At 59.6% G+C, this 26,209-nt stretch carries 25 protein-coding genes and 1 pseudogene; 11 read left to right on the top strand and 15 right to left on the bottom strand.

Translation table 11 applies throughout. The annotated features are described in order from the left end of the window. Nucleotides 1-15: 15 nt before the first annotated feature. From spoT to AC1DU9_RS05890, 4 genes are all read right to left on the bottom strand, one after another. Nucleotides 16-2,121 (bottom strand): bifunctional GTP diphosphokinase/guanosine-3',5'-bis pyrophosphate 3'-pyrophosphohydrolase, encoded by a 2,106-nt coding sequence (gene spoT, locus AC1DU9_RS05905; protein ID WP_223460463.1) that lies wholly within the window; start codon nt 2,119-2,121, stop codon nt 16-18. A gap of 57 nt (nt 2,122-2,178) precedes the next feature. Continuing rightward, nucleotides 2,179-2,442: a DNA-directed RNA polymerase subunit omega gene (gene rpoZ / locus AC1DU9_RS05900; protein ID WP_007921129.1), complete on the bottom strand. Its 264-nt coding sequence runs from the start codon at nt 2,440-2,442 to the stop codon at nt 2,179-2,181. Nucleotides 2,443-2,608: 166 nt separating this feature from the next. Continuing rightward, a complete protein-coding gene (gene gmk / locus AC1DU9_RS05895; RefSeq protein WP_223460460.1) occupies nt 2,609-3,229 on the bottom strand; it encodes a guanylate kinase in 621 nt (206 codons plus the stop codon). A gap of 12 nt (nt 3,230-3,241) precedes the next feature. After that, nucleotides 3,242-4,105, bottom strand: coding sequence for a YicC/YloC family endoribonuclease (locus tag AC1DU9_RS05890; RefSeq protein ID WP_115948392.1), 864 nt, complete (start codon nt 4,103-4,105; stop codon nt 3,242-3,244). 268 nt (nt 4,106-4,373) lie between these two features. Between AC1DU9_RS05890 and rph the strand changes: the two genes are divergently transcribed. The 3 genes from rph to gltS all read left to right on the top strand — a co-directional run bounded on the left by rph (nt 4,374) and on the right by gltS (nt 7,082). Further along, nucleotides 4,374-5,096 carry a ribonuclease PH gene (rph, locus tag AC1DU9_RS05885; RefSeq protein WP_223460458.1) on the top strand — a complete coding sequence of 241 codons (723 nt, stop codon included), beginning with the start codon at nt 4,374-4,376 and terminating at the stop codon, nt 5,094-5,096. Nucleotides 5,097-5,124: 28 nt separating this feature from the next. Beyond that, on the top strand, nt 5,125-5,493 hold the full coding sequence (locus AC1DU9_RS05880) for a DUF4870 domain-containing protein (protein WP_007996522.1): 369 nt from the start codon (nt 5,125-5,127) through the stop codon (nt 5,491-5,493). 383 nt (nt 5,494-5,876) lie between these two features. Further along, on the top strand, nt 5,877-7,082 hold the full coding sequence (gltS, locus tag AC1DU9_RS05875) for a sodium/glutamate symporter (protein WP_223460456.1): 1,206 nt from the start codon (nt 5,877-5,879) through the stop codon (nt 7,080-7,082). Nucleotides 7,083-7,188: 106 nt separating this feature from the next. On the opposite strand, the gene AC1DU9_RS05870 is transcribed toward gltS, so the two are convergent. Continuing rightward, nucleotides 7,189-7,968, bottom strand: coding sequence for an exodeoxyribonuclease III (locus tag AC1DU9_RS05870; RefSeq protein WP_003176915.1), 780 nt, complete (start codon nt 7,966-7,968; stop codon nt 7,189-7,191). Nucleotides 7,969-8,049: 81 nt separating this feature from the next. On the opposite strand from AC1DU9_RS05870, the gene pyrE reads away from it, so the two are divergent. Then, nucleotides 8,050-8,694 carry an orotate phosphoribosyltransferase gene (gene pyrE, locus AC1DU9_RS05865; protein WP_008047079.1) on the top strand — a complete coding sequence of 215 codons (645 nt, stop codon included), beginning with the start codon at nt 8,050-8,052 and terminating at the stop codon, nt 8,692-8,694. A gap of 177 nt (nt 8,695-8,871) precedes the next feature. Here pyrE and argB read toward each other — a convergent pair whose 3' ends face one another. From argB to coaBC, 4 genes and pseudogenes are all read right to left on the bottom strand, one after another. Further along, nucleotides 8,872-9,777 (bottom strand): acetylglutamate kinase, encoded by a 906-nt coding sequence (gene argB / locus AC1DU9_RS05860; RefSeq protein ID WP_008047078.1) that lies wholly within the window; start codon nt 9,775-9,777, stop codon nt 8,872-8,874. Between the two features lie 17 nt (nt 9,778-9,794). Continuing rightward, a pseudogene (locus tag AC1DU9_RS05855) lies at nt 9,795-11,171 on the bottom strand (phosphomannomutase/phosphoglucomutase); the annotation flags it as partial. A gap of 266 nt (nt 11,172-11,437) precedes the next feature. Beyond that, nucleotides 11,438-11,893, bottom strand: coding sequence for a dUTP diphosphatase (gene dut, locus AC1DU9_RS05850; protein ID WP_007975171.1), 456 nt, complete (start codon nt 11,891-11,893; stop codon nt 11,438-11,440). A 5-nt stretch (nt 11,894-11,898) separates the two neighbouring features. Then, nucleotides 11,899-13,107 (bottom strand): bifunctional phosphopantothenoylcysteine decarboxylase/phosphopantothenate--cysteine ligase CoaBC, encoded by a 1,209-nt coding sequence (coaBC, locus tag AC1DU9_RS05845; protein WP_102700099.1) that lies wholly within the window; start codon nt 13,105-13,107, stop codon nt 11,899-11,901. A 135-nt stretch (nt 13,108-13,242) separates the two neighbouring features. On the opposite strand from coaBC, the gene radC reads away from it, so the two are divergent. Continuing rightward, nucleotides 13,243-13,917, top strand: coding sequence for a RadC family protein (gene radC / locus AC1DU9_RS05840; protein WP_218431783.1), 675 nt, complete (start codon nt 13,243-13,245; stop codon nt 13,915-13,917). Nucleotides 13,918-14,044: 127 nt separating this feature from the next. On the opposite strand, the gene AC1DU9_RS05835 is transcribed toward radC, so the two are convergent. Further along, nucleotides 14,045-15,631 (bottom strand): ABC transporter substrate-binding protein, encoded by a 1,587-nt coding sequence (locus AC1DU9_RS05835; protein ID WP_223460454.1) that lies wholly within the window; start codon nt 15,629-15,631, stop codon nt 14,045-14,047. Nucleotides 15,632-16,077: 446 nt separating this feature from the next. On the opposite strand from AC1DU9_RS05835, the gene rpmB reads away from it, so the two are divergent. Both rpmB and rpmG read left to right on the top strand, forming a co-directional pair. Continuing rightward, nucleotides 16,078-16,311: a 50S ribosomal protein L28 gene (gene rpmB, locus AC1DU9_RS05830; protein WP_007975166.1), complete on the top strand. Its 234-nt coding sequence runs from the start codon at nt 16,078-16,080 to the stop codon at nt 16,309-16,311. A gap of 11 nt (nt 16,312-16,322) precedes the next feature. After that, nucleotides 16,323-16,478 (top strand): 50S ribosomal protein L33, encoded by a 156-nt coding sequence (rpmG, locus tag AC1DU9_RS05825; RefSeq protein ID WP_003177274.1) that lies wholly within the window; start codon nt 16,323-16,325, stop codon nt 16,476-16,478. A 117-nt stretch (nt 16,479-16,595) separates the two neighbouring features. Here rpmG and AC1DU9_RS05820 read toward each other — a convergent pair whose 3' ends face one another. Then, nucleotides 16,596-16,958, bottom strand: coding sequence for a cupin domain-containing protein (locus AC1DU9_RS05820; protein ID WP_223460452.1), 363 nt, complete (start codon nt 16,956-16,958; stop codon nt 16,596-16,598). Nucleotides 16,959-17,193: 235 nt separating this feature from the next. Between AC1DU9_RS05820 and AC1DU9_RS05815 the strand changes: the two genes are divergently transcribed. Continuing rightward, on the top strand, nt 17,194-18,687 hold the full coding sequence (locus AC1DU9_RS05815; RefSeq protein WP_223460450.1) for an aldehyde dehydrogenase: 1,494 nt from the start codon (nt 17,194-17,196) through the stop codon (nt 18,685-18,687). Between the two features lie 186 nt (nt 18,688-18,873). Continuing rightward, nucleotides 18,874-20,019 carry an MFS transporter gene (locus AC1DU9_RS05810; RefSeq protein ID WP_223460448.1) on the top strand — a complete coding sequence of 382 codons (1,146 nt, stop codon included), beginning with the start codon at nt 18,874-18,876 and terminating at the stop codon, nt 20,017-20,019. On the opposite strand, the gene AC1DU9_RS05805 is transcribed toward AC1DU9_RS05810, so the two are convergent. After that, nucleotides 20,016-21,590, bottom strand: a complete 1,575-nt coding sequence (locus AC1DU9_RS05805; protein WP_223460446.1) for a phospholipase D family protein — start codon at nt 21,588-21,590, stop codon at nt 20,016-20,018. The genes AC1DU9_RS05810 and AC1DU9_RS05805 overlap by 4 nt on opposite strands. A gap of 60 nt (nt 21,591-21,650) precedes the next feature. Then, complete coding sequence (locus AC1DU9_RS05800) at nt 21,651-23,084, bottom strand: aminotransferase-like domain-containing protein (protein WP_223460443.1); 1,434 nt, start codon at nt 23,082-23,084, stop codon at nt 21,651-21,653. Between the two features lie 179 nt (nt 23,085-23,263). Between AC1DU9_RS05800 and AC1DU9_RS05795 the strand changes: the two genes are divergently transcribed. Further along, nucleotides 23,264-23,509: a DUF1127 domain-containing protein gene (locus AC1DU9_RS05795; RefSeq protein ID WP_223460441.1), complete on the top strand. Its 246-nt coding sequence runs from the start codon at nt 23,264-23,266 to the stop codon at nt 23,507-23,509. 143 nt (nt 23,510-23,652) lie between these two features. Here AC1DU9_RS05795 and AC1DU9_RS05790 read toward each other — a convergent pair whose 3' ends face one another. Further along, entirely contained in the window at nt 23,653-24,960 is a 1,308-nt protein-coding gene (locus tag AC1DU9_RS05790; protein WP_223460439.1) for an NAD(P)/FAD-dependent oxidoreductase, read from the bottom strand. Nucleotides 24,961-25,107: 147 nt separating this feature from the next. On the opposite strand from AC1DU9_RS05790, the gene AC1DU9_RS05785 reads away from it, so the two are divergent. Next, nucleotides 25,108-25,461, top strand: coding sequence for a YkgJ family cysteine cluster protein (locus AC1DU9_RS05785; protein WP_007975156.1), 354 nt, complete (start codon nt 25,108-25,110; stop codon nt 25,459-25,461). A gap of 141 nt (nt 25,462-25,602) precedes the next feature. Here AC1DU9_RS05785 and AC1DU9_RS05780 read toward each other — a convergent pair whose 3' ends face one another. Continuing rightward, nucleotides 25,603-26,091 carry an Lrp/AsnC ligand binding domain-containing protein gene (locus tag AC1DU9_RS05780; RefSeq protein ID WP_007975155.1) on the bottom strand — a complete coding sequence of 163 codons (489 nt, stop codon included), beginning with the start codon at nt 26,089-26,091 and terminating at the stop codon, nt 25,603-25,605. Nucleotides 26,092-26,209 lie beyond the last annotated feature (118 nt).

The raw sequence follows: 26,209 nt of genomic DNA, 5'->3' as shown, positions 1-26,209 counted from the left end.
TAATGTGTTGGCGAGCTATGCACGCATGCGGGTGATGCGAATCACCCCGGACAAGGCGCGCAGTTTCTTGATCACGCGGGCCAGGTGCACGCGGTCGTGCACGCTGACCACCAACTGGACCACGCTGATGCGACCATCGCGTTCGTCCATGCTGATTTTCTCGATATTGCCGTCGGCCGCGTTGACGCTGCTGGCCAGCAGGGCGATCAGGCCGCGCTGGTGCTCCAGCTCGACGCGCAGCTCGACGTTGAATTCGCCGGTGACATCCTTGGCCCACGAGAGCTGGATGCATTTTTCCGGGTTGTGGCGGATTTCGCTGATGTTGCGGCAATTATCCAGGTGCACGACCATGCCTTTGCCGGCGGACAGGTGGCCGACAATCGGGTCGCCCGGGATCGGCGTGCAGCACTTGGCGTAGCTGAGCACCAGGCCTTCGGTGCCGCGAATCGCCAGCGGGCCTTCCGGACTTGGCAAATGTTCGCCTTCGCCCAGCAGTCGGCGGGCCACCACATAGGCCATGCGATTGCCCAGACCGATGTCTTCGAGCAAATCTTCGATCAGTTCGAGACGGTACTCGGTAAGCATGGCCTTGACGCGTTCAGCCGGGATTTTCTCCAGCGCGCTGTCGAAACCGTTGAGGACCTTGTTCAGCAGGCGTTCGCCGAGGCTGATGGATTCGGAGCGGCGTTGCAGTTTCAGTGCGTGGCGGATGTGCGTGCGCGCCTTGCCGGTGACCACGAAGTTAAGCCAGGCCGGGTTCGGGCGGGCGCCGGGGGCGCTGACAATCTCGACCGTGGAGCCGCTTTGCAGCGGTTCGGACAGCGGCGCGAGACGACGATTGATTCGGCAGGCAATACAGCTGTTGCCCACGTCGGTGTGCACTGCGTAAGCGAAGTCGACCGCGGTGGAGCCCTTGGGCAGCTCCATGATCCGGCCTTTGGGGGTGAACACGTAGACCTCGTCCGGGAACAGGTCGATCTTCACGCTTTCGATGAACTCCAGCGAGTTGCCGGCGCGTTGCTGCATTTCCAGCACGCCTTTGACCCACTGGCGGGCGCGGGCATGGGTGCCTTTGGGCTGCTCGTCGCCACTGGATTTGTACAGCCAATGGGCGGCGATGCCGTTGTTGGCCATCTCTTCCATTTCGCGGGTGCGGATCTGGATCTCGATCGGTACGCCGTGCATGCCGAACAGCGTGGTGTGCAGCGACTGATAGCCGTTGGCCTTGGGGATCGCGATGTAATCCTTGAAGCGTCCCGGCAGTGGCTTGTACAAATTATGTACAGCGCCCAGCACGCGGTAGCAGGTATCGACCTTGTCGACGATGATCCGGAACGCGTAGACGTCCATGATCTCGTTGAAGGCCCGACGCTTGCCGCGCATTTTCTTGTAGATGCCGTAGAGGTGTTTCTGCCGGCCGCTGACCTCGCCCTGGATGCCATCGATAGCCAGGCAGTGGCTCAAGGACTCTTCGATCTTGTTGACGATTTCCTTGCGGTTGCCCCGGGCGCGTTTGACCGCCTGGTAGATCCGCGCGGAACGCATCGGGTGCATGGCCTTGAAACCGAGGTCTTCGAATTCTATGCGGATGGCGTGCATGCCCAGCCGGTTGGCGATGGGCGCATAAATTTCCAGGGTTTCCTTGGCGATGCGTCGGCGTTTTTCGCCGGACAACACTTCCAGGGTGCGCATGTTGTGCAGACGGTCGGCTAGCTTGACCAGGATCACGCGAATGTCGCGGGCCATGGCCATGGCCATTTTCTGGAAGTTTTCAGCCTGGGCTTCCGCCTTGGTCTCGAAATTCATCTGGGTCAGTTTGCTGACCCCGTCGACCAGTTCGGCCACGGTTTCGCCGAACTGCGCTTGCAGCGCTTCCTTGGCAATGCCGGTGTCTTCGATCACGTCATGCAGCATTGCAGCCATCAGGCTCTGATGGTCCATGTGCATGTCGGCAAGAATATTCGCAACCGCGAGTGGGTGCGTGACGTACGCCTCGCCGCTACGGCGGCGTTGGCCGTCGTGGGCTTGTTCGGCGTAGAAATACGCTCGGCGGACCAGGTTTACCTGGTCCTTGCCGAGGTAGGTCGATAAGCGATCGGCGAGGGCGTCTATGCTCGGCATGATATCTCCTGCCGTAAGCTTTTATCCCGCGCCGTGCTACGTCGACCAGGCATAGGCTTAGACGGCCTCGTTGGACTCGTCCTCGAATGCAGCAAAAAGCGGTTCATCTTCAACGATTTCGGCTTCGGCGATAGCTGCGTAGTCGATCAGGCCTTCAGCGATTTCGCGCAGGGCGACGACGGTAGGCTTGTCGTTTTCCCATGCTACTTTCGGCTCTTTGCCGCCGGTGGCCAGTTGACGGGCACGCTTGGTAGAGAGCATGACCAGCTCAAAGCGGTTATCCACGTGTTCTAGGCAGTCTTCAACGGTTACGCGGGCCATGGTCTTCCTCGTAGCAAATGCAATATGCGCGCTGCCCGGATGGGCGAGCGGACTCAACAGTTTAAAAAATCACCAGCGATTAGGGAAGCGCTGATTTTTTGACCAAGCCCTTCAACGCGCTGCAAGTACCAATGTAAAGCCCTTGCAGCTGTTTTGGGAAGAGCTGTCAGGCAAGCAATTCAGCAAGTAATTTGCCGTGGCGCTGCTGCTGGCGTTTCTGAATCAGCTGATTGGCGCGGAAAATCGCCTTCAGATCGTGCAGTGCGTGGGCGAAATCGTCGTTGATGATCAAGTAGTCGTAGTCGACATAGTGGCTCATTTCGCTGACGGCTTCGCGCATCCGGCCGTCAATGATCTCGTCACTGTCCTGGCCGCGATTGGTCAGGCGCTGGTGCAGGGCCTGTAATGACGGCGGCAAAATGAAGATCGAGCGGGCCTGAGGCATCAGCTTGCGCACTTGCTCGGCACCTTGCCAGTCGATTTCCAGAATCAGGTCGTGGCCTTCGTCCAGGGTCTGCTGCAGGTGGCTTTGCGAAGTTCCGTAGAGATTGCCGAACACTTCGGCGCGCTCGAGGAAATCTCCGTGCTCGATCATTTTCACGAACTCGCTACGGTCGACGAAGTGATAGTTCACGCCATTCACTTCACCGGGGCGCATGGCGCGGGTGGTGTGGGAGACCGAGACGCGGATCTCCGGATCGGCGTCGGTCAGGGCCTTGACCAGACTGCTCTTGCCCGCGCCAGAAGGGGCGGAAATGATGTACAGGGTGCCAGTGCTGTGTGTCATGTCGGGGTAGCCTTACTCAATATTCTGCACTTGTTCGCGCATCTGCTCGATCAACACCTTGAGGTTGACCGCAGCCTGGGTGCTGCGCGGGTCGAAGGCTTTGGAGCCCAGTGTGTTGGCTTCGCGATTGAGTTCCTGCATCAGGAAGTCCAGGCGCCGACCGGCAGCGCCGCCGGATTTGAGCACCCGGCGAACTTCGATGATGTGGGTGCTCAGGCGATCCAGTTCTTCGGCGACGTCGCTTTTTTGCGCGAGCATGACCATTTCCTGTTCCAGGCGCTGCGGGTCCATCTCGGCCTTCATGTCGGCGAAGCGGTCGAGGACTTTCTGGCGCTGGGTGGCGAGCATTTGCGGGACCAGTTCGCGCAAAGTCACCACGTCGTCTTCGATGGAGGTCAGACGCTCGTTGATCAGCCGCGCCAACTCCGCGCCTTCGCGCTCGCGGCCGGCCTTGAGTTCCTTGAGGCCCTGATTGAACAGAGCCAGCGCTTCGGCGTTCAAGGCTTGCGGATCGATGGCGTCGCCTACCAGTACGCCGGGCCAGGCCAGGACTTCCAGCGGGTTCAGCGCAGCCGGGTTCTTGATCAGGCTGGCGATGGTCTCGGCGGCGGCGACCAGTTGCGCGGCACGTTCCTGATCAATTTGCAGCGCCTTGCCGGTGTTTTCTTCGGTGAAGCGCAGGGTGCATTCGAGCTTGCCCCGCGATATACCCTGGCGCAGGGCTTCACGAACAGCGCCCTCGAGGTCGCGAAAGGACTCCGGCAGGCGCAGGTGGGGTTCCAGGTAGCGGCTGTTGACCGACCGCAGCTCCCAGCTCAGGGTGCCCTGGACGCCGGCGTTTTCGACGCGGGCGAAGGCGGTCATGCTGTGCACCATGGCGGTACCTCGCAATGCAGATCGGCACCGAACCGAGGTTCCGGGAATCCGATATCAATGAATTAAAGCCGACTGACGGCAAAGGCGCAGGATTGTAGCGCAGTGGCGCGGATGCGCCCAAACACACGGTGTGACAAAGAGCGGCAGGCCTTCGCCGACGTGCGGTGCAGAGCCCTCGGTCGTCGGCGGAATTTTTTAGACGTGCCCAGTGGCGGCCGGCGGCTCTATAATGCTCCGCAGTTTTCCGTCCCCAGTACAGGTACTCCCTATGATACGTCCAAGTGGTCGCGCTGCCGATCAGCTCCGCTCGATCCGCATCACCCGCAACTACACCAAACACGCCGAGGGTTCTGTGCTGGTCGAGTTCGGTGATACCAAGGTCATCTGCACCGTCAGCGTTGAGCCGGGCGTACCGCGTTTCCTGAAAGGCCAGGGCCAGGGTTGGTTGACTGCCGAGTACGGCATGCTGCCGCGTGCTACCGGCGAGCGTAACCAGCGTGAAGCCAGCCGTGGCAAGCAAGGTGGTCGCACCCTGGAAATCCAGCGTCTGATCGGTCGCTCCCTGCGCGCTGCGCTGGACATGTCCAAGCTGGGCGACGTCACCCTGTACGTCGACTGCGATGTGATCCAGGCCGATGGCGGTACCCGCACGGCTTCGATTACCGGTGCCATGGTTGCGCTGATCGATGCCTTGAAAGTCATCAAGAAGCGTGGCGGCCTGAAGGGTGGTGACCCGGTCAAACAGATGATCGCTGCTGTCTCCGTGGGCATGTACAAGGGTGAGCCGGTGCTTGACCTCGACTACCTGGAAGACTCGGCCGCCGAGACGGACCTGAACGTGGTGATGACCAGCGCTGGTGGTTTCATCGAAGTCCAGGGCACTGCCGAAGGCGCGCCGTTCCAGCCTGAAGAGTTGAACGCCATGCTCGAGCTGGCGAAGAAAGGCATGAACGAGATCTTCGAACTGCAAAAGGCCGCATTGGCCGACTGACCGGACTGCTCCAGGCAAGGAGGACGCCATGAGTGATGAGCAACTGCCACTGCCCACGCCGAGCCAAGAGGTGCGTCAGTGGGCCATGTTTTGCCACTTGTCCGCCTTGCTGGGGATCTGGATTCCGTTTGGCACGATCATCGGCCCGCTGATTCTCTGGCAGATGAAGCGCGAGATGGACCCGTTCATCGATGCTCAGGGCAAGGAAGCGCTGAACTTTCAGATCTCCGTCGCCATTGCCTCGGCCATTTGCTTCTTGCTGATGGTGGTGATTATCGGGTTCTTCCTGTTTGGCCTGATCGCCATCGGTGCGCTGGTGCTGACGATCATCGCCGGGGTGAAGGCCAATGAAGGGCAGCCTTATCGGTATCCGTTCACCTGGCGGTTGATCAAGTAAGCCAGGACGCTGATGCTGTTTTAAGCGCAGTTCAATACAAATGCCCCGACATGTTGGGGCATTTGTATTTTTGCAATCAGATTAATCTCTAATGTTGCGTACTTGGTCGCTCGCTGTTCAAGCGAAGTTCATTCGTGCAAATAAAACTTCTTACACGTTTAGTCACAAACTGCAAAGCTCAGTGCAGCTTGTATGCTTGGCAATGAGGCTTGGCGATTGATAAAGTTGCCGCAAGTAATATTTATAATGAAATATTTCGATATATTCGGACCATTGACGGCCTCTGAATCCAATACTAGTCAGTGTTGAGATGGATCAACCTGTTCAAGAGGCGTGCCCAGGTAAAAAGTTCGCCCCTGAATGTTACGGCAAGAATATCCCAAATGCTTCAGCTCGATTTTTATGGAACACTTGTTGCCGCCTCTTTAGTACTTTTGCTGGGGCGCGCTCTTGTCTCACGTATTGGCTTTTTACGTATTTATAATATCCCGGAGCCTGTAGCAGGCGGCCTGGTGGTTGCTTTGGGCCTTCTGGCTTTGAGAACCCTCGATTTTGAAATCCGATTTGATACCTCGCTGCAAACTCCCTTGATGTTGGCGTTTTTTGCCACCATCGGCTTGAGTGCAGACTTCGCCAGCCTGAAGAAGGGCGGGCGCGTCGTGGGGATCTTTCTGCTGGCGGTTGTCGGACTTCTGGTGATCCAGAATGCGATGGGCATCGGACTCGCAACGGCGTTGGGGCTCGATCCCTTGATGGGCTTGCTGACGGGTTCGATTACCTTGGCAGGCGGCCACGGTACAGGTGCTGCGTGGGGGGCGACGTTCAGCGAGAAGTTCGGTCTGGCGTCTGCCTCTGAACTGGCCATGGCCTCTGCGACGTTTGGCCTGGTGCTGGGCGGTTTGATTGGTGGGCCGGTTGCCCGCCTGCTCATCAGCCGTGTCCAGACACCCGGCCTCGAGCAGGAAAAGCCACGGTTGCCCAAGGGTTTTGAGCAGCCGAACAAAGAGCGCTCGATCACGTCATTTTCACTTGTCGAGACACTGGCTCTGATCGCGGTCAGCCTGCTGACGGGCTCACTCCTGAATGGGTGGCTTCAAGGAACCGCATTTGAGTTGCCGACATTCGTTTGCGTGTTGTTCGTGGGCGTGGTTTTACGAAACGGGCTTTCGGCGCTTGGCGTGTATCAGGTGTTTGAGCGTGAAGTCTCAGTGCTGGGGAACGTCAGCTTGTCGCTGTTTCTGGCGATCGCTCTGATGTCGCTCAAGCTGTGGGATCTGGCTGCACTGGCTTTGCCGATCTTCATCATCCTGGCTGCACAAACGCTGGTCATGGCACTGTTCGCGATTTTTGTGACGTTCAGGATGATGGGCAGTAACTACGATGCGGCTGTACTGGCGTCAGGGCACTGCGGTTTTGGACTGGGTGCCACGCCAACAGCCATCGCTAACATGCAAGCGGTGACACAGCGCTACGGACCTTCGCAGATAGCCTTCCTGGTGGTGCCAATGGTGGGTGCTTTCTTCATCGACATCATTAATGCGATCGTGATCAAGTTGTACCTTGCACTGCCGTTTATCGCCGCGGCTTGAAGTTCAGGTCGCTGGGAGCCCCTGGATAGAGCGCATAAAAAATGCCCGTATCTTGCGATACGGGCATTTTTTCGACTGTCTATCAGACTGCTCAGTGAAAAATCACTTAGATCGTCAGCGTCCAGTCGTAGTCCACGATCAGCGGTGCGTGTTGCGAGAACCGCGGCTGGCGTGGCAAGCGTGCGCTACGCACGAAGCGGCGCAGGCCTGGGGTCAGCAGTTGATAGTCGAAGCGCCAACCGAGGTTAAGCATCTCCGCCTGTTCGTTGTCTGGCCACCAGCTGTACTGGTCGCCTTCACGGCTGACTTCACGCAGGGCATCGACATAACCCATGTTGCCGACAATCTCGTCCATCCAGGCACGTTCAGGTGCCAGGAAGCCCGGAGATTGCTGGCTGTCGCGCCAGTTCTTGATATCCAGCTTCTGTTGCGCCACATACAGCGAGCCACAGTAAATGTACTCGCGACGTTTGCGCCGCTGTTTATCCAGATAACGGGCGAAGTCGTCCATTAGCTTGAACTTCTGATTCAAGTCTTCATCGCCGTTCTGCCCCGAAGGGAGCAGCAAGGTCGCGATGCTGACCTTGTCGAAATCGGCTTGCAGGTAGCGCCCGTAGCGGTCGGCCGTCTCGAAACCGAGACCGCTGATGACAGCCTTCGGTTGCAACCGCGAATACAAAGCCACGCCGCCTTGGGCGGGGACTTCGGCATCGCAGGCATAAAGGAAGTAGCCATCCAGTTGGAAGGCTGGGTCATCCAGTTCAAAGGCGGAGGCACGGGTGTCCTGCAGGCAGATGACGTCGGCATTCTGTGCTTGCAGCCAACTGAGCAAACCACGCTCGACTGCAGCCTGAATACCATTGACGTTCACACTGATGATCCGCATAAATGGCCCCAAAAATCGCGTGCGTGTATGATACACGGCGTCAAGCTAATTAGCTAAATCCGTGGTATTTGGGGTTTTTTCATGCAAGCGTATCAGCGCGATTTCATCCGTTTTGCCATCGATCGCGGCGTTTTGCGCTTCGGTGAGTTCACCCTGAAGTCCGGGCGCACCAGTCCTTACTTCTTCAATGCGGGCCTGTTCAACTCGGGTTCGGCCCTGGCGCAACTGGGTCGTTTCTACGCCGCTGCCATTGCCGAGAGCGGCATTGCGTTCGACGTGCTGTTTGGACCGGCTTACAAAGGCATCCCGTTGGCGGCGACCACCGCCGTGGCACTGGCCGAACATCACAACCGTGACCTGCCATGGTGCTTCAACCGCAAGGAAGCCAAGGCCCATGGCGAAGGCGGCAGCCTGGTCGGCGCACCGTTGACCGGCGATGTGCTGATCATCGACGACGTAATCACCGCTGGCACCGCGATCCGTGAAGTGATGCAAATCATCGCTTCCCAGGACGGCGCCAAGGCCGCCGGCGTGCTGATCGCCCTGAACCGTCAGGAACGTGGCAACGGCGAATTGTCGGCGATCCAGGAGGTCGAGCGTGACTTCGGCATCCCGGTGATCAGCATCGTTTCGCTGAATCAGGTGCTGGAATTCCTGGCGGATGACCCGCAGCTCAAGCAGCATCTGCCGGCCGTGGAAGCCTACCGCGCCCAGTTCGGCGTCTGATGGCTTTGTGACATACCTGTGGGAGCGAGCTTGCTCGCGATAGCTATTTATCAGCCAGCATAACCGTCGACTGACACTCCGTCATCGCGAGCAAGCTCGCTCCCACAGGGAAGGCGACACAAATAAAAAGACCCCGCTCAGCCAGGCCGAGCGGGGTCTTCTTGTTTGCGCTATCGCTTAAGGACGCTTGCGATTGCTGATCAGGGTGCCCACGCCGGTATCGGTGAAGATTTCCAGCAGGATCGCGTTCGGCACGCGACCGTCGATGATCAGCGAGCTGCCCACGCCGCCCTGGACCGCTTCCAGTGCGCAGCGGATCTTCGGCAGCATGCCACCGTAGATGGTGCCGTCGGCGATCAGGTCGTCGACTTGCTGGGTTGTCAGGCCGGTCAGGACCGTGCCCGACTTGTCCATCAGGCCGGCGATGTTGGTCAGCAGCATCAGCTTCTCGGCTTTCAAAGCTTCGGCGACTTTACCGGCCACCAGGTCAGCGTTGATGTTGTACGACTCGCCGTTGGCGCCGACACCGATGGGTGCGATCACCGGAATGAAATCGCCCTTGACCAACAGGTTCAGCAGGTCGGTATTGATGCCGACTACTTCGCCCACGTGGCCAATGTCGATGATTTCCGGGGTGGTCATTTCCGGCGTCTGACGGGTAACAGTGAGCTTCTTCGCGCGAATCAGCTCGGCGTCTTTACCGGTCAGGCCGATGGCGCTGCCGCCGTGACGGTTGATCAGGTTGACGATGTCTTTGTTGACCTGGCCGCCGAGGACCATTTCCACCACGTCCATGGTCGCCGCGTCGGTGACGCGCATACCGTCGACGAAATGGCTCTCGATCGACAGGCGCTTGAGCAGGTCACCGATTTGCGGGCCGCCACCGTGAACCACCACCGGGTTGATGCCCACGGCCTTCATCAGCACGATGTCGCGGGCGAAGCCGGTTTTCAGCTCCTCGCTTTCCATCGCGTTGCCGCCGTATTTGATCACCAGGGTCTTGCCGACATAACGGCGGATGTAAGGCAACGCTTCGGACAGGACCTTGGCGGTGTTGGCGGCGGCTTCGCGTTCGAGGGTCATTCAGGGCTCCGGGTGAATCAGAACGGTAGTTGGAGATCAGGTGCAACGCGCTTGAGCTGGATGTGGAACACATCCTTGATGCGTTGCAGTTCAGCCTCGTCATCGGCCTCGAAACGCAGCACCAGCACCGGTGTGGTGTTGGATGCGCGTACCAGGCCCCAGCCTTTGGCATAGTCGACTCGCACGCCGTCAATGGTGGTCAGGTCGGCGCCTGCGCCCCACTGCGCATCGTGCAATGCATCAATGATGCTGAATTTGCTCTCTTCGGTCACATGGATATTGATTTCCGGCGTAGAAATATCGTTCGGGAAGGTCGCGAACAGCTCTTCGGCCGAGGATTTTTCCTTGCTGAGGATCTCCAGCAAGCGCGCGGCGCTGTAAATGCCGTCGTCGAAACCGAACCAGCGCTCCTTGAAGAAGATGTGCCCGCTCATTTCGCCAGCCAGCAGGGCGCCGGATTGTTTCATTTTCTTTTTGATCAACGAGTGACCGGTCTTCCACATTAACGACCGGCCACCGTATTCCTTGATCAGCGGAATCAGGCGGCGAGTGCATTTGACGTCGAAGATGATCTCGGCGCCCGGGTTGCGCGCCACGACGTCGCGGGCGAACAGCATCAGCAGGCGGTCCGGGTAGACGATGCTGCCGGTGTTGGTCACCACGCCGACGCGGTCGCCATCGCCGTCGAAGGCCAGGCCAATGTCAGCGTTGGTTTCCTTGACCTTGGCGATCAGGTCCACGAGGTTTTCAGGCTTGCCCGGGTCCGGGTGGTGGTTCGGGAAGTTGCCATCCACCTCGCAGAACAGCGGGATGACTTCACAGTTCAGCGCTTCGATCAGTTGCGGGGCGATCACGCCGGCGGCGCCGTTGCCGCAGTCCACGACCACTTTCAGGCGACGGGCCAGCTTGATGTCCTGGACGATTTCGGTGGTGTAGCGGTCGAGGATCTCGACCTGGGTGATGCTGCCCTGGCCGCTGCTCAGGTTGTTGGTCTTGAGGCGGTCATGCAGGGCCTGGATCTGTTCGTTGGCCAGGGTGTCGCCGGCAATGACGATCTTGAAGCCGTTGTAGTTCGACGGGTTGTGGCTGCCGGTAAGCATCACGCCGGATTTGCCGGCGAGCACGTTGGCGGCGTAGTAGAGCGCCGGAGTCGGGACCAGGCCGACATCACTGACGTGGCAGCCGCTGTCGGCGATGCCTTTGATCAGTTGCGCGACCAGCTCCGGGCCGGACAAGCGGCCATCGCGCCCGACGGACACGTTTGGCTCGCCCTGGGCCAGGCTTTGGGAGCCGACGGCGCGGCCGATCCAGTAAGCGGTTTCAGCGTTCAGGAATTCCGGGACGGTGCCGCGGATGTCATAGGCGCGAAAGATGCTGTCAGGGAACTTGGGTGCGACTTTGGCCGGGGTGTTCATCTGTGGAAATGCTCCATCTCGAAAGTGGCTGGACAGGCCGCCGATTCATTCGGCAGCAGGTTCAAACTGAAGGGTATGACGGCGTTTTCCACAGAGAGTTCGTGGTATGAAAGGGCCATGATGCCCCTGACGGTAGGGGTTTGACCGGGCAATGCCTTGATTTTCGGAGCTAAACCTTGCAGATGACAATTTGAATTTTGTGGCGAGGGAGTCCGTTCCACCGCCACAAGAAGAGCGTGACCGGATCAACGGGTACCGGTATGACCGAAACCGCCAGTGCCGCGCTCGGTTTCAACAAACTCTTCAACCATTTCGAAGTGAGCCTGCACTACCGGTACCAGCACCAATTGCGCCAGGCGCTCGCCAACCGGCATGGTGAATTCGGTCTGGCCACGGTTCCAGCAGGAGACCATCAATGGGCCTTGGTAGTCGGAGTCGATCAGCCCCACCAGGTTGCCCAGCACGATGCCGTGCTTATGGCCCATCCCCGAGCGCGGAAGAATCAGCGCTGCCAGGTTCGGGTCGCCGATATAGACCGACAGACCAGTGGGGATCAGCACGGTTTCACCCGGCTTGATCACGGTGTCCTGTTCCAGCATGGCGCGCAGGTCGAGGCCGGCGGAGCCCGGTGTGGCGTATTGCGGCAGCGGGAATTCGGTACCGATGCGGGGGTCGAGGATCTTGGCTTGCAAAGCGTGCATGTAAATTAAACCTGGTTCAGACGTTCGGCGATAAAAGTGATCAGCTGGCGAGCAATCTTGCTCTTGCTGGTCTGGGCGAAAAGTGTGGCGTGTAGCTCACGGTCGATCACGCTGCAGGCGTTTTCTTCGCTGTTGAAGCCAATGCTCGGGTTGGCGACGTCGTTGGCGACGATCAAATCGAGGTTCTTGTCTTTCAGCTTGCGCGCAGCGTAATCGAGCAGGTGTTCGGTCTCGGCGGCGAAACCGACACTGAACGGGCGGTCGGGGCGGGTGGCGATGGTGGCCAGGATGTCCGGGTTACGCACCATCTGTAGCAATAAGCCGTCGCCGTTTGTAGGATCTTTCTTGAGTTTCTGTGGGGCAACGACTTCCGGGCGGTAGTCCGCGACTGCTGCCGAGGCGATGAACAGGTCGCAAGGGATCGCCGCTTCACAAGCGGCCAACATGTCGCGGGCGCTGACCACATCGATGCGGGTGACGCGATCCGGGGTCGGCAGATGCACCGGGCCGGTGATCAGGGTTACGCGGGCACCGGCTTCCACGGCGGCTTCGGCCAGGGCAAAGCCCATTTTCCCGGAGCTGTGGTTGGTGATGTAGCGCACCGGGTCGATGTTTTCCTGGGTCGGACCGGCCGTGATCAACACGTGTTTACCGGTCAGTGCCTGACGCTGGAAGCAGTCGGCAGCGCATTGGGCGAGTTCAAGGGCTTCGAGCATGCGCCCCAGGCCCACGTCGCCGCAGGCCTGGCTGCCGGAAGCCGGGCCGAAGACCTTGATGTCGCGGCTTTCGAGGGTTTGCAGGTTGGCCTGGGTCGCCGGATCGCGCCACATCGCCTGGTTCATTGCCGGTGCAACGGCGACCACCGCGTCGGTGGCCAGCACCAGCGTGGTCAGCAGGTCGTCGGCAATGCCTTGGGCCAGACGGGCGATCAAGTCCGCCGTGGCGGGGGCGATCAGTACCAGGTCGGCCCATTTGGCCAGTTCGATGTGGCCCATGGCCGCTTCGGCCGCCGGGTCCAGCAGGTCCAGGTGGACCGGGTGCCCGGACAGGGCCTGCATGGTCAGCGGGGTGATGAACTCTGCGCCGCCACGGGTCATGACCACGCGCACTTCCGCGCCCTGATCGATCAGGCGGCGAACCAGGTCGGCGCTCTTGTAGGCAGCGATGCCGCCGCCGACGCCCAGAACAATGCGTTTCCGATACAGCCGCTGCATAGGCCTGCCTTTCAATTCGTTGGTGACATACGTGGCGAACCCCCCTCCCCAGGGTGAATTCGCCCGCAAAAAAGATGGGCTACGATATCACAGCGACCGCTATGGAACAGCGGTGCCCACAGACAGGGAGGTGCTATGAGTATTCGCGATTGGCCGGCGGCGGAACGGCCGCGGGAGAGGTTGCTTGAACAGGGCGCGGGAAGCCTTTCGGATGCCGAACTGCTGGCGATCTTTTTACGCACGGGCGTGGTGGGTAAAAGTGCAGTAGATCTGGCGCGACACCTGTTGAATCAGTTTGGCAGCCTGCGTTTGCTGCTTGAGGCCGATCAGGAAACGTTCAGCAAGCAGTTGGGACTTGGGCCGGCGAAATTTGCACAGTTGCAGGCTGCGCAAGAAATGAGCAGGCGTCATCTGGCCGAGCGTGCGCGCCAAAAATCGGCACTGGAGAATCCTCACGCGGTTCGCGAGTACCTGAAATCGATGCTGCGCCATGAGCCACACGAGGTATTTGGTTGCCTGTTTCTCGATTCCAAGCATCAGGTGCTGACGTTTGAGACGCTGTTTCGCGGCTCCATCGACAACACCAGTGTTCATCCGCGAGAGGTGGTCAAGCGCGCCTTGGCCAACAACGCAGCGGCATTGATCCTCTGCCACAATCATCCTTCGGGCAACACCGACCCCAGTCAGTCCGACCGGGTGCTGACCAAGCGCCTGCAAAAGGCGCTGGAGTTGATTGACGTGCGGGTGCTTGACCATTTCATCATCGGCGACGGCGATCCGTTGTCCATGGCGGAGTATGGGTGGATGTAGGCAGGATGATGCGAGCCCCTGTAGGAGCGAGCCTGCTCGCGATGGCGTCGTGTCAGTCACCTTGTCCGATAATTGAAAGAATGCAATCGCGAGCAGGCTCACTCCTACAGGTTTTGTGTATGGCGGGTTATTTGAAATTGACCTTCGAATAATCCTGTCGACCGAACGGGCTGACCGAGTATCCCTCGACATCCTTGCGCGTCAGCGCGAAAGCAGTTGGGTGGGCCAGGGGCAACCACAGCGCCTGCTGCTGGATCTGCGTCTGCGCCTGTTCGTAGAGCTTGCTACGCACACCTTGCTCGCCAGTGGTCTTGCCGGCGCTGATCAGCTTGTCCAGATCCTGGTTGCAGTAACGGGCGAAGTTGGTCCCGGACTTGACCGCGGCGCAGGAAAACTGCGGCGTGAGGAAGTTGTCCGGGTCACCGTTGTCGCCAGCCCACCCCATGAACAGCAAGTCGTGTTCACCGGCCTTGGCGCGGCGGATCAGCTCGCCCCATTCGATCACACGTATTTCTGCCTGAATGCCGATTTCGGCCAGGTCGGACTGCAGCAGTTGCGCACCGAGGCTCGGGTTGGGGTTGAGCAGGCTGCCGGAAGGGCGGGTCCAGATGGTGGTCTGGAAGCCTTCCTTGAGTCCGGCTTTGGCCATCAAGACTTTGGCCTTTTCGATGTCGTGAGGGTAGCCCGGCAGGTTTTTCGCGTAGCTCCAGGTGTTGGGCGGGTACGGACCGTTGGCCGCCTCGGCGGTGTCTTCGAACACGGCTTTGACATAGCTGGCCTTGTCGAAGGCAAGGTTGATGGCCTGACGCACTTCTGGCTTGTCCAGCGGCGGATGCTGGCTGTTGATGCCGACGAATGCGGTCATGAACGCGTCAGTCTTTTCGACTTTCAGAGCCGGCTCTTTCAGCGCTTCCTGTACGTCCAGAGGCTTGGGCGACAGGGCGATCTGGCATTCGTTACGGCGCAATTTCTGCAGGCGCACGTTGGCGTCCGGCGTGATTGCGAAGATCAGCGGGTCTACAGAGGGTTTACCGCCGAAGTATTCGGGGTTGGCTTTGTAGCGAACCGAGGCGTCCTTCTGGAAGCGCGTGAAAACGAACGGCCCGGTGCCGATTGGCTGGCTGTTGAGCTTCTCCGGCGTGCCGGCTTTCATCAGTTTGTCGGCGTATTCGGCCGAATAGATCGAGGCGAAGCCCATGCTCAGGGTCGCCAGGAAGGTCGAATCCGGGTGGTCGAGGGTGAAGCGCACGGTCTGCGGATCGAGGGCGTCGATCTTCTTGATCAGTGCAGGCAACTGCATCGATTGCGCATGCGGGAAGCCGCTCTGGGCGACTTTGTGCCACGCATTGGCCGGGTCGAGCATGCGTTCGAAGCTGAAAATCACATCCTCGGCGCTCAGGTCACGCGTTGGGGTGAAGTACTCCGTTCGATGGAATTTCACCAGCGGGTGCAACTTGAAGACGTAGGTCAGGCCGTCGGTGCTGACTTCCCAGCTGTCGGCGAGGCTGGCGACCACTTTGCCACTGGCTGTGTCGAAGTCCACCAGGCGGTTCATCAGCACATCGGCCGAGGCGTTGGTGGTGGTCAGCGAGTTGTACTGCACCACGTCGAAGCCTTCAGGGCTGGCTTCGGTGCAGACGCTCAGGGCGGCGGCAAAGGCCTGTGGGCTCAGCAGAAGCGGGGCGAGCAACAGCGGTAGGGCAGCGAGGCGCATGGTCGGCTTCCTTTACAGATCGAAGGCCCATCTGCAAGTGCAGTCTGGAAAAGGCTTACCCTAGTGGGCTCTTTTGCAAATGACTATCCCCTTTTTCATTTTGAGGAGACTATAGGCGACTGAATTTGCTGTGCAGCGGTTGAGCAAACTCCCTGGTCGGCTCGGTGAGCGATACTCTGCGACGAGCGGTCGCCATCGACGATAGCCTTTGTCCAAGGCGCTCGAAGCCCGGAAAACGGGGATTTTGTGAATTCTACGCACACTGAATGTTGTTGCTCTCCAGTCTTTCTGGTATAAAGCAGCGCTCTTTTCTAGGGGCCCGGTTCCTTCACTGTAGGTGTAGCCGGTAAGACCTCTAAAGAAACGCGGCGCCTGGCGCCAAATGACTGAGAGATTAAGCGGCCAACCCATGCCGGGTTGGGCATGTGGTTTTAGAGGGCTGAGGCATGTCTAGAGTATGTCAAGTTACCGGTAAGGGTCCGGTAACCGGGAATAACATTTCCCACGCAAACAACAAAACCCGTCGTCGTTTCCTGCCGAACCTGCAGCATCACCGCTTCTGGGTTGAAGAAGAGAAACGTTTTGTGCGTCTGCGCGTATCTGCCAAAGGCATGCGTATCATCGACAAGCGTGGCATCACTGTCGTGCTGGCCGAACTTCGCCGCGATGGCAAGGTTTAAGGGAGCTAATCATGCGTGAATTGATTCGTTTGATTTCGAGCGCCGGTACTGGTCACTTCTACACTACCGACAAGAACAAGCGTACTACCCCGGACAAAATCGAGATCAAGAAATATGATCCGGTTGTTCGCAAGCACGTGATCTACAAAGAAGGCAAAATCAAGTAATTGATTTTTCCCTCTTACAAAAAAGGCCCGTATCGCGAGATACGGGCCTTTTTTGTTGCCTGAGGGTTTTTGTGTCGGCTTTCAGGGGCTCTTCGCCGGCTCAAACACCTGAAATCTTCAAGCCTTCTGTTCAAACGCCACGTAGATCTTGCGGCATGGCTCCAGCACTTCCCAGGTGCCTTTGAACCCGGCCGGAATGACGAAGCGGTCACCGGCGCGCAAGGTCTTGGCGTTGCCGTCGCTGTCGCGTAGCACCGAAACACCCTGAACGATTTCGCAGTATTCGTGTTCGGTGAAGTTCACCATCCACTGGCCGACGGCACCTTCCCACACACCGGCGTTCAACTGACCACAAGGGCTGTTGTAGTGGTTGTAAACCGCTTGCTCCGGGTCGCCCTTGAGCACTTTGGCCGGGTCCGGACGGTAGCGTTCGGCGACGGTGGTAGCCTGGCTGAAGTCGACGACGTTCTGGATGTTCATTGTTGTTTTCCCTCCGTGATTACGGCGCGAGTGGTTGGTCAGCCCAAAGTCTATGTTTATTAAAATGAACATCGCAAGGCCGTTTGCCGGCGTTATGTCAAATATATTGAAACTTCATGGGCGGCTGGTTTAGGGTGGCGGATGCCTTGGGCCGAATAGCAGGCTGGCCGGGCAGAATTCCTGACAGCGCCCGCGAAGAACGCGGGTGTCGTATCAATAAGAGGAGGACATTCGCATGACCACCCTGACCCGTGCCGACTGGGAACAACGTGCCCGCGACCTGAAAATAGAAGGCCGCGCTTATATCAATGGCGAATACACCGACGCCGCCTCTGGCGAGACCTTCGAGTGCATCAGCCCGGTCGATGGCCGTCTGCTGGGCAAGATTGCCAGCTGTGACGCCGCCGACGCCCAGCGCGCCGTGGAAAACGCCCGCACCACCTTCAATTCCGGTGTCTGGTCGCGCCTGGCGCCGACCAAACGCAAATCCACCATGATCCGTTTCGCCGGCCTGCTCAAGCAGCACGCCGAAGAGCTGGCCCTGCTTGAAACTTTGGACATGGGCAAGCCGATCAGCGATTCCCTGCACATCGACGTTCCCGGCGCGGCGCAAGCTCTGAGCTGGAGCGGCGAAGCCATCGACAAGATCTACGACGAAGTCGCTGCAACCCCGCACGATCAACTGGGCCTGGTGACCCGTGAGCCGGTTGGCGTGGTCGGTGCCATCGTGCCGTGGAACTTCCCGCTGATGATGGCGTGCTGGAAGCTGGGTCCTGCGCTGTCCACCGGTAACTCGGTGATTCTCAAACCGTCGGAAAAATCGCCGCTGACGGCGATTCGCATCGCTGAACTGGCTGTCGAAGCCGGCATCCCGAAAGGCGTGCTGAACGTATTGCCGGGTTACGGTCACACAGTCGGCAAGGCCCTGGCCCTGCACAACGACGTCGACACCCTGGTATTCACTGGTTCGACAAAAATCGCCAAGCAGCTGCTGATCTACTCCGGCGAGTCGAACATGAAGCGCGTCTGGCTCGAAGCCGGCGGCAAGAGCCCGAACATCGTGTTCGCCGATGCGCCGAACCTGCAAGACGCTGCCGAAGCGGCTGCCGGTGCCATCGCCTTTAACCAGGGCGAAGTTTGCACTGCCGGTTCGCGCCTGCTGGTGGAGCGTTCGATCAAGGATAAATTCCTGCCGCTGGTGATCGAGGCGCTGAAAACCTGGAAGCCGGGCAACCCGCTGGACCCGGCGACCAACGTTGGCGCGCTGGTCGATACCCAGCAGATGAACACCGTGCTGTCCTACATCGAGTCCGGCCATGCCGACGGCGCCAAGCTGGTGGCCGGAGGCAAGCGTACGCTCCAGGAAACTGGCGGCACTTACGTTGAGCCGACGATTTTCGACGGTGTGAGCAACGCGATGAAAATCGCCCAGGAAGAAATCTTCGGCCCGGTACTGTCGGTCATTGCATTCGACAGCGCCGAAGAGGCCATCGCGATCGCCAACGACACGCCGTACGGCCTGGCCGCTGCGGTCTGGACGGCCGACATCTCCAAGGCTCACCTCACTGCCCGAGCACTGCGTGCCGGTAGCGTGTGGGTCAACCAGTACGATGGCGGCGACATGACCGCTCCGTTCGGTGGCTTCAAGCAGTCCGGCAACGGTCGCGACAAGTCCCTGCACGCGTTTGACAAGTACACCGAGCTGAAGGCGACCTGGATCAAGTTGTAGGTCGTTAAGGGAGGCCTGTTGTAAGCAGGCCTCCTGAACGACACAGATCCCTTGTGGGAGCGAGCTTGCTCGCGATAGCGGTGTAACAGTCGACTTCAATGTTGAATGTTGTACCGCTATCGCGAGCAAGCTCGCTCCCACAGTGTTTTGTGTTGTACATAAAAAATATCCACAGGAGCGTGGAACATGCGTTGGGCGACTTATTTCGCCGTTTTGGCATCTGTCCTGAGTGTCGGCCTGGCCCTGGGTGTCAGCATGCCGCTGGTGTCCTTTCGTCTGGAGAGTTGGGGCTACGGCTCGTTTGCCATTGGTGTGATGGCGGCGATGCCGGCCATCGGCGTCCTGTTGGGGGCGAAAATCTCCAGTCATTTGGCGGCGCGCTTCGGTACGGCCAATCTGATGCGCCTGTGCCTGTGGGCCGGGGCGGTTTCGATCGGTTTGCTGGCGCTGTTGCCGAGCTATCCGATCTGGTTGGTGTTGCGGCTGATGATCGGGGTGATCCTGACCCTGGTATTCATCATCGGTGAAAGCTGGATCAATCAACTGGTGGTCGAGCAATGGCGCGGGCGGCTGGTGGCGCTGTATGGCAGCAGCTACGCACTGAGTCAGCTGGCCGGGCCGGTGTTGCTGGGCTTCCTTGGCACCGAGCACGATTATGGTTTTTGGGTCGGCGTCGGTTTACTGATGGCTGCTCCGTTTCTGTTGCTGGGGCGCAGTGGTGCACCGAGCAGCGAGGCCAGCAGCGTGACCTTGAGTGATTTGCTCGCGTTCTGTCGTGGCCTGCCGGCGATTGCCTGGGCGGTGTCGCTGTTCGCCGCGTTCGAGGCGATGATTCTGACGCTGTTGCCGGTCTATTGCCTGCGCCAGGGCTTCACCACGGAGATCGCCCTGGCGATGGTCAGTACAGTGGTGGTCGGCGATGCAGTGCTGCAATTGCCGATTGGTGCGTTGGCCGATCGCTTGTCACGCCGTGCGTTGTTTACCGGCTGCGCAGTCGTCTTGCTGCTGTCGAGTCTGGCGATTCCGATGCTGATCGACACATTGCTGATCTGGCCGCTGTGGGTGTTGTTCGGCGCCAGCGCTGGCGGGTTATTCACCTTGTCGTTGATCCTGATCGGCGAGCGTTATCGCGACGATGCGCTGGTGCGGGCTAACGCCCACATCGCCCAGCTGTGGGGGATTGGTTGTCTGATCGGGCCGCTGTTGGCGGGCGCCGGCAGCCAGTGGATCAGCGGTCATGCGTTGCCGTTGCTGATGGCGGTGGGGGCCTTGGGCGTATTGATCGTGGTGTCGCGGCAAGGTGCGTTTGGGGCGATTGTCGAGCCGGCCTAGAGCATTTTCTCCAGCCCAACCGTATTGCTCAGCCACGCATTGAATCGCCGCCACGAACTACCTGGCTCCTTGGTCAGGGTGTGCATTTTTCCGTCGTCTTCGGTGGTCCAGACGATCTGATCGTTTTCCAGCTCCACCTGATAACTCAGGGCCGGTGCCATGCCCTGCAACGCCAGTTCACGGACCTGTGCGGCCAATTCCGGGCTGTCCACCAGCACGCCGACTTCGGTGTTCCACAGCACCGAGCGCGGATCGAAATTGAAAGAGCCGATAAAGGATTTCTGCTGGTCGAAGATCATCGCCTTGCTGTGCAGGCTGGAGTCAGAGCTGTGATAGGCGCTGCTGGAAAACAGATGCGGCCCGCTACCGCTGCCGCCGCCCTCACCGGGCTGGCTACGCAATTCGTAGAGCTTCACGCCGTGCTCCAGCAGCGCCCTGCGATAGGGGGCGTAGCCACCGTGTACGGCGGGAACGTCCGTGGCTTCCAGTGAATTGGTCAGCAAACTCACGGAAACGCCGGCATCGGCGCGCCCGGTCAGGTACACCAGTCCCGGCTGGCCGGGCACAAAGTAGGCCGAGATCATGATCAGTTCTTTGCTGACGTTGTTGAGTTCAGGTGCCAGTTGCGTGGTCAGCAGCAACTGCGGATCGGGCTCGCCCTTGGCCAGTACCTTGCTCGGCGCATCCCACAATGCCTGGTTCCAGGCCCAGATCAGTTCGCGGCGCCAGATGTCCAGGCGCGGGTGGGTGGTGAAGGTCATCAAGTGTTTGTAGAGCGCGTGATTTTGTTTTCGCGTTTCCGCCAGGGACTCTTCCAGCCGGGTGCGGGTGTTTTCCAGGTCCTGGGGGGAAGGTTTGCTCGACAGGAACTCGTCGATCGGCTTGCTCAGGGCGCTGTTCCAGTACTGGTCGAAACTGTGCCCGAGTTGCTCGGCAACCGGACCGACACTGAGCATGTCGATGTCGGTGAAATTCATGTTGGGCTTGGCATCGTAATACTCGTCCCCCAGATTGCGTCCTCCGACGATGGCCATGCTGTTGTCCGCCAGCAACAGCTTGTTGTGCATGCGTCGATGTTGTTGCGACAGATTGAACAGCCGGCCCACGGTACGGGTCACGCCGGTGCTGCGACCAAGATTCAGCGGATTGAACACGCGGATCTGGATTTTCGGATGCGCGGCGAGGGTGGCGATGACCCGGTCCAGGCCGTCGCTGGCGGTGTCGTCGAGCAGTACCCGCACCCGTACGCCCCGATCGGCAGCTTTTAGCAATTCCTCGATCAACATGCGCGTGCTGATGCCGTCGTGCACGATGTAGTACTGCAAATCGAGGCTGCTTTGGGCATTGCGTATCAGTTCGGCACGGGCGGTGAAGGCCTCGGTGCTGTCCGATAGCAGGCGAAAGCCCGATTGCCCCTTGTAAGGTGCAGCCTGTGCCTGGACCGAGCGACCGAATGCCGAGTCTGAAGCCGGTAGCGCCTGGCTCGGTACACGCTGAACGTCGAAGCTGGAGCAACCGCCCAGGAACGTGGCGAGCAGCAAAAGAGCAAGCAGGGGCTTTCTGGCTCTCACGTAGGATCGTTCCGTTTGGCGGCGCAGTTAGGCATATGGACGCTGATTCCCGAATAAAAGTCAGTCGCTCAGCTGATCGGTTTCCGCCAGCAGTTTGAACGCTGTCGCACCGACCTTGCGCACCGCGTCTTCGATCTGCGGTGTTGGTTTGGCAGCGTAGTTCATGCGCAGGCAATTGCGGTACTTGCCCGAGGCGGAGAAGATGCTGCCCACGGCAATCTGTACGCCCTGGTCGTGCAGGGCACGATTCAGTTTCAGGGTGTCGAAGCCGTCCGGCAATTCCACCCACAGCATGAAACTGCCTTGCGGACGACTGGCACGGGTGCCGGCCGGGAAGTAGCGGCTTACCCAATCGATCATCAGGTCGCGATTGCGTTGGTATTGCGTGCGCATCCGCCGCAAATGCGGCTCGAAATGGCCGCCCTTGAGAAATTCGGCGATGGCGATCTGCGGTTGTGGCGCGGTGGAGCCGGTGCTGATGTATTTCATGTGCAGCACCCGTTCCAGATAACGGCCCGGCGCGACCCAGCCGATACGCAGGCCCGGCGCCAGGGTCTTGGAAAACGAACTGCACAACAGGACGCGACCGTCCTCGTCGAAGGATTTGATCGTGCGCGGGCGTGGATAGGTATAGGCCAGTTCGCCATACACATCGTCCTCGATGATCGCCACGTCAAACCGTTGCGCGAGCGTCAACAACGCACGTTTGCGCGACTCGGGCATGATGTAGCCCAACGGGTTGTTGCAGTTGGGGGTCAGCTGTATGACCTTGATCGGCCACTGCTCCAGCGCCAGTTCCAGCGCTTCGAGGCTGATGCCGGTCAGTGGATCGGTGGGGATTTCCAGGGCTTTCATGCCCAGGCCCTTGAGGGTCTGCATGGCACCGTGAAAGCTCGGCGAGTCCACCGCCACAATGTCCCCCGGCTCGCAAGTCGCGCGAATGCTGGTGGACAGCGCTTCATGGCATCCAGTGGTGACCACCAGATCGCTGGCGCCCAACTGGCAGCCGGAATCGAGCATCAGGCGAGCGATTTGTTCGCGCAGTTCGAGGTTGCCGTGGATATTGTCGTAATACAGGCCAGGCATATCCTGCCGCCGGCTGATTCGCGCCAGGTCACGCAGCAGAGGCTTCATGGTCGGACTGGTGATATCCGGCATGCCGCGCCCGAGTTGCACCACATCTTTGCGTGGTACGGCGCGGATCAATTCCAGCACCTGATCCCATTGCGAAATGTCCACCGGCCTTTGAGCCGGGCGGCCGACTGCCGGCAAGTCCGGCAATTCGCGACTGGCCGGAACGAAGTACCCGGACTTGGGTCGTGGCATGGCCAGCCCGCTGTCCTCCAGCACCCGATAGGCCTGCTGCACCGTGCTCAGGCTGACGCCGTGCTCGACACTCAGCGCCCGTACCGAGGGCAGCCGGTCACCGGGGCGATAGAAGCCCTGTTCGATACGTGTGCCGAGCAACTCGGCGAGGTTGACGTAAAGGGTCATGATGCAGCCTCGATTGGTGGGATTCGGTTAACCAGTACAGATCAGGCAAGAAATCAGGATTCAGTGGCGGAATCGACAAAACTGTATTGAGTTAATACAGTTGTTTTGAATCTGTAATGCTTTTTCGCGCCCGCGCATCATGGAACCTCTGGCTACCCAAGTAAACAGGAGCATCCAAGATGAACGGTTTGAGCGATGTGCGGCTGACGTTACACAGTCAGGAACTGGCGGCAGGGCAGAACAACGGCACGCGGGAGGCGGGCATGCACAATGTGTCGTCCGGCCAGAGTCGTTGGGATCAGTTCTGGCGTCGGCTGCACACGCGCAAGGCGTTGCTGGCGCTGACGGTCGACCAGCTCAAGGATATCGGGCTGACGCGGGAGCAGGCGCGAGAGGAGGGGCTGAAGCCTTTCTGGAGGATCTGAGTTTTGCGACGGCCTCCCGGGCCTCTTCGCGGGCAAGCCCGCTCCCACAGGTTTCGGCGGTGTACACACATCTTGTGAACACTATCAATCACTGTGGGAGCGGGCTTGCCCGCGAAGGCGTCTGAGCTGACACCGACAATCTTTCAGACCAACTCTTTAAGCCGATGCCACAGCATCCCCAACGCCAGCAACGGCGAACGCAAATGTTTGCCGCCGGGGAAGGTGATGTGCGGCACCTGGGCAAACAGATCGAAGCCGCCACTGTGCTGGCCGCTGATAGCTTCGGCCAGTAGCTTGCCGGCCAGGTGCGTGGCATTCACGCCATGACCGGAATAGGCCTGTGCGTAGTACACGTTCGGCTGGTCCTTGAGTCGCCCGATCTGCGGCAGGCGATTGGCGCCGATGCCGATCATGCCGCCCCATTGGTAATCGATCTTCACTGCGCTCAATTGCGGGAAAACCTCGAGCATTTTCGGGCGCATGTACGCGGCGATGTCTTTCGGGTCGCGGCCCGAGTAATGGCAGGCGCCACCAAACAGCAGGCGCCGGTCCGCCGAGAGCCGGTAGTAATCCAGCGCCACCCGCTGGTCACAGACCGCCATGTTCTGTGGCAGCAGGGCGTGGGCCAGTTCTTCGCTCAATGGTTCGGTGGCGATGATGTAGCTGCCGGCGGGCAGGACTTTACCGCTGAGTTCCGGATTGAGGTTATTGAGGTAGGCATTGCAGCCCAGCACCAGGGTCTTGGCGCGCACCGAGCCCTCGGCGGTATGGACCTTGACCTCGGGGCCATAGTCGATGCGGGTCACGGCCGACTGCTCGAACAACTGGACCCCCAGTCGTTGTGCCGCGGCTGCTTCGCCCAAGGCCAGGTTCAGTGGATGCAGGTGCCCCGAACCCATGTCGATCAGGCCACCGACGTAACGCGTGGAACCGACCACGGTGTGCATCTCATTGGCTTGCAGCAAACGGGTCTCGTAGCGATAACCGAGGCTGCGCAGTTCTTCGGCATCCTCGGCGAAGCCTTCAAGGTCACGGGGCTTGTTGGCGAGGTCGCAGTAACCCCAGGTCAGGTCGCAGGGGATCTGGCAGCGCTCGACCCGTTGCCGGACGATTTCCACGGCTTCCAGGCCCATGAGTTTCATTTGCCGCACGCCTTCGACACCGATGACATTGGTGAACTGATCGAGGCCGTGGCCGACGCCGCGAATCAGCTGCCCGCCATTGCGTCCACTGGCGCCCCAGCCGATCTTGTGGGCCTCAAGCAACACCACGCTGAGGCCACGTTCGGCGAGCTCAAGCGCCGTGTTCAACCCCGAAAACCCGCCGCCCACCACACAGACATCGGCCAGCACTTCGCCTTTGAGCGCCGGAAGTTCGGGCTGCGGCAGGCTGCTGGCGGCGTAGTAGGAAGCAGTGTGGTTCAGAGCAGGCTGTTGAGCACGGGCATTCATGTGCGTGATCCTGATTCTTGCGTTTGGAAAACCTGACGGAGCATAAGCCGGACCTTTCCGGACGGGCAACATTGGTCGGCTGGTGCTGYCTGGATCGAAGCTTTTGCGTCAGAATCCGGCTCTATTCCGCTATTGGTCACCGCTTCAATGAGCTGCAACAGCCAGACAATCCGTACCCTGCGCCAGCAGATTCCCTCGTTCGAGTGCGTTCCCGGATGCCATGACTGCTGCGGGCCGGTGACCACCTCACCGGAAGAAATGTCGCGCCTGCCGCGCAAGACCCGCGCCGAGCAGGATGCCGCCATGGAAGAGCTCAACTGTGTGCATCTGGGACCGAATGGTTGCACCGTGTATGACGAGCGGCCGCTGATCTGCCGGTTGTTCGGCACCACCAAGACCTTGCCGTGCCCCAACGGGCGCGGGCCGGTGGAGCTGATTCATCCGCGGGTGGAGAAGCAGGTGTTCGAGTACATGGCCAGCACTCGGCAGGTGTTGGTTTAAGCGGCGGCGTACTTCAGCAGAACCGAGTCGACTTCATCGCGGGCAAGTCGGATCGCCGCACCGCCGCTCCCACAGGTGCTGCACCGACCCTGTGGGAGCGAGCTTGCTCGCGATGGGGTCTGAACAGACACCGGAAAATCCTCAATCCGGAATCGGCAAGGTCAGGCTCTCTTTCACCTCTTCCATCACGATATAGCTCTTGGACTCGCGCACATGGGGCAGCTTGAGCAGGATGTCGCCCAGCAATTTGCGGTACGAGGCCATCTCGGAGATCCGCGCCTTCACCAGGTAGTCGAAATCCCCTGACACCAGATGGCACTCCAGCACATGGGGTAATTTCAGCACCGCGCGTCGGAACTCTTCGAAAGTATCGCCGGATTTGTAGTCCAGGCTGATCTCGACGAACACCAGCAGACTACCCTTCAGGTGCTGCGGATTGAGCCTGGCGTTGTAGCCCATGATGATCCCTTCGCGCTCCAGACGCCGGACCCGCTCAGTACAGGGCGTGGTCGAGAGCCCGACCTTTTCTCCAAGCTCCGTAAAGGAAATCCGCCCGTCCGCTTGCAGGATCCGCAGGATGTTGCGGTCGATCTTGTCCAGCTCACGTTTGGTCTGAGTGTTGGTACGCATAGGGGATGCGCCTCCGTGAAAAGGGTTTTTGCCGAGAATTGTCGCCAAATATAGGCGCTTATATAGTGAAAAGCACTGGCAGATCTTTTTTACACTGCGCGCATCTGAAGCTCTGAAT

The sequence above is a fragment of the Pseudomonas sp. P4_C1 genome, from assembly GCF_056402155.1.
The sequence above is the reverse complement of the archived record's forward strand: the minus strand, read 5'-3'. Positions and strand labels throughout refer to the sequence as shown.

Coding starts and splice junctions, on each gene's coding strand:
- AC1DU9_RS05790 (WP_223460439.1), bottom strand. CDS start 24,960: ATGAATGCCCGTGCTCAACAGCCTGCTCTGAACCACACTGCTTCCTAC.
- AC1DU9_RS05835 (WP_223460454.1), bottom strand. CDS start 15,631: ATGCGCCTCGCTGCCCTACCGCTGTTGCTCGCCCCGCTTCTGCTGAGC.
- coaBC (WP_102700099.1), bottom strand. CDS start 13,107: ATGCAGCGGCTGTATCGGAAACGCATTGTTCTGGGCGTCGGCGGCGGC.
- AC1DU9_RS05800 (WP_223460443.1), bottom strand. CDS start 23,084: ATGACCCTTTACGTCAACCTCGCCGAGTTGCTCGGCACACGTATCGAA.
- AC1DU9_RS05810 (WP_223460448.1), top strand. CDS start 18,874: ATGCGTTGGGCGACTTATTTCGCCGTTTTGGCATCTGTCCTGAGTGTC.
- gmk (WP_223460460.1), bottom strand. CDS start 3,229: ATGACACACAGCACTGGCACCCTGTACATCATTTCCGCCCCTTCTGGC.
- AC1DU9_RS05890 (WP_115948392.1), bottom strand. CDS start 4,105: ATGGTGCACAGCATGACCGCCTTCGCCCGCGTCGAAAACGCCGGCGTC.
- pyrE (WP_008047079.1), top strand. CDS start 8,050: ATGCAAGCGTATCAGCGCGATTTCATCCGTTTTGCCATCGATCGCGGC.
- rpmG (WP_003177274.1), top strand. CDS start 16,323: ATGCGTGAATTGATTCGTTTGATTTCGAGCGCCGGTACTGGTCACTTC.
- AC1DU9_RS05820 (WP_223460452.1), bottom strand. CDS start 16,958: ATGAACATCCAGAACGTCGTCGACTTCAGCCAGGCTACCACCGTCGCC.
- rpoZ (WP_007921129.1), bottom strand. CDS start 2,442: ATGGCCCGCGTAACCGTTGAAGACTGCCTAGAACACGTGGATAACCGC.
- argB (WP_008047078.1), bottom strand. CDS start 9,777: ATGACCCTCGAACGCGAAGCCGCCGCCAACACCGCCAAGGTCCTGTCC.
- AC1DU9_RS05815 (WP_223460450.1), top strand. CDS start 17,194: ATGACCACCCTGACCCGTGCCGACTGGGAACAACGTGCCCGCGACCTG.
- gltS (WP_223460456.1), top strand. CDS start 5,877: ATGCTTCAGCTCGATTTTTATGGAACACTTGTTGCCGCCTCTTTAGTA.
- AC1DU9_RS05780 (WP_007975155.1), bottom strand. CDS start 26,091: ATGCGTACCAACACTCAGACCAAACGTGAGCTGGACAAGATCGACCGC.
- rph (WP_223460458.1), top strand. CDS start 4,374: ATGATACGTCCAAGTGGTCGCGCTGCCGATCAGCTCCGCTCGATCCGC.
- rpmB (WP_007975166.1), top strand. CDS start 16,078: ATGTCTAGAGTATGTCAAGTTACCGGTAAGGGTCCGGTAACCGGGAAT.
- dut (WP_007975171.1), bottom strand. CDS start 11,893: ATGCACGCTTTGCAAGCCAAGATCCTCGACCCCCGCATCGGTACCGAA.
- AC1DU9_RS05785 (WP_007975156.1), top strand. CDS start 25,108: ATGAGCTGCAACAGCCAGACAATCCGTACCCTGCGCCAGCAGATTCCC.
- spoT (WP_223460463.1), bottom strand. CDS start 2,121: ATGCCGAGCATAGACGCCCTCGCCGATCGCTTATCGACCTACCTCGGC.
- radC (WP_218431783.1), top strand. CDS start 13,243: ATGAGTATTCGCGATTGGCCGGCGGCGGAACGGCCGCGGGAGAGGTTG.
- AC1DU9_RS05870 (WP_003176915.1), bottom strand. CDS start 7,968: ATGCGGATCATCAGTGTGAACGTCAATGGTATTCAGGCTGCAGTCGAG.
- AC1DU9_RS05795 (WP_223460441.1), top strand. CDS start 23,264: ATGAACGGTTTGAGCGATGTGCGGCTGACGTTACACAGTCAGGAACTG.
- AC1DU9_RS05880 (WP_007996522.1), top strand. CDS start 5,125: ATGAGTGATGAGCAACTGCCACTGCCCACGCCGAGCCAAGAGGTGCGT.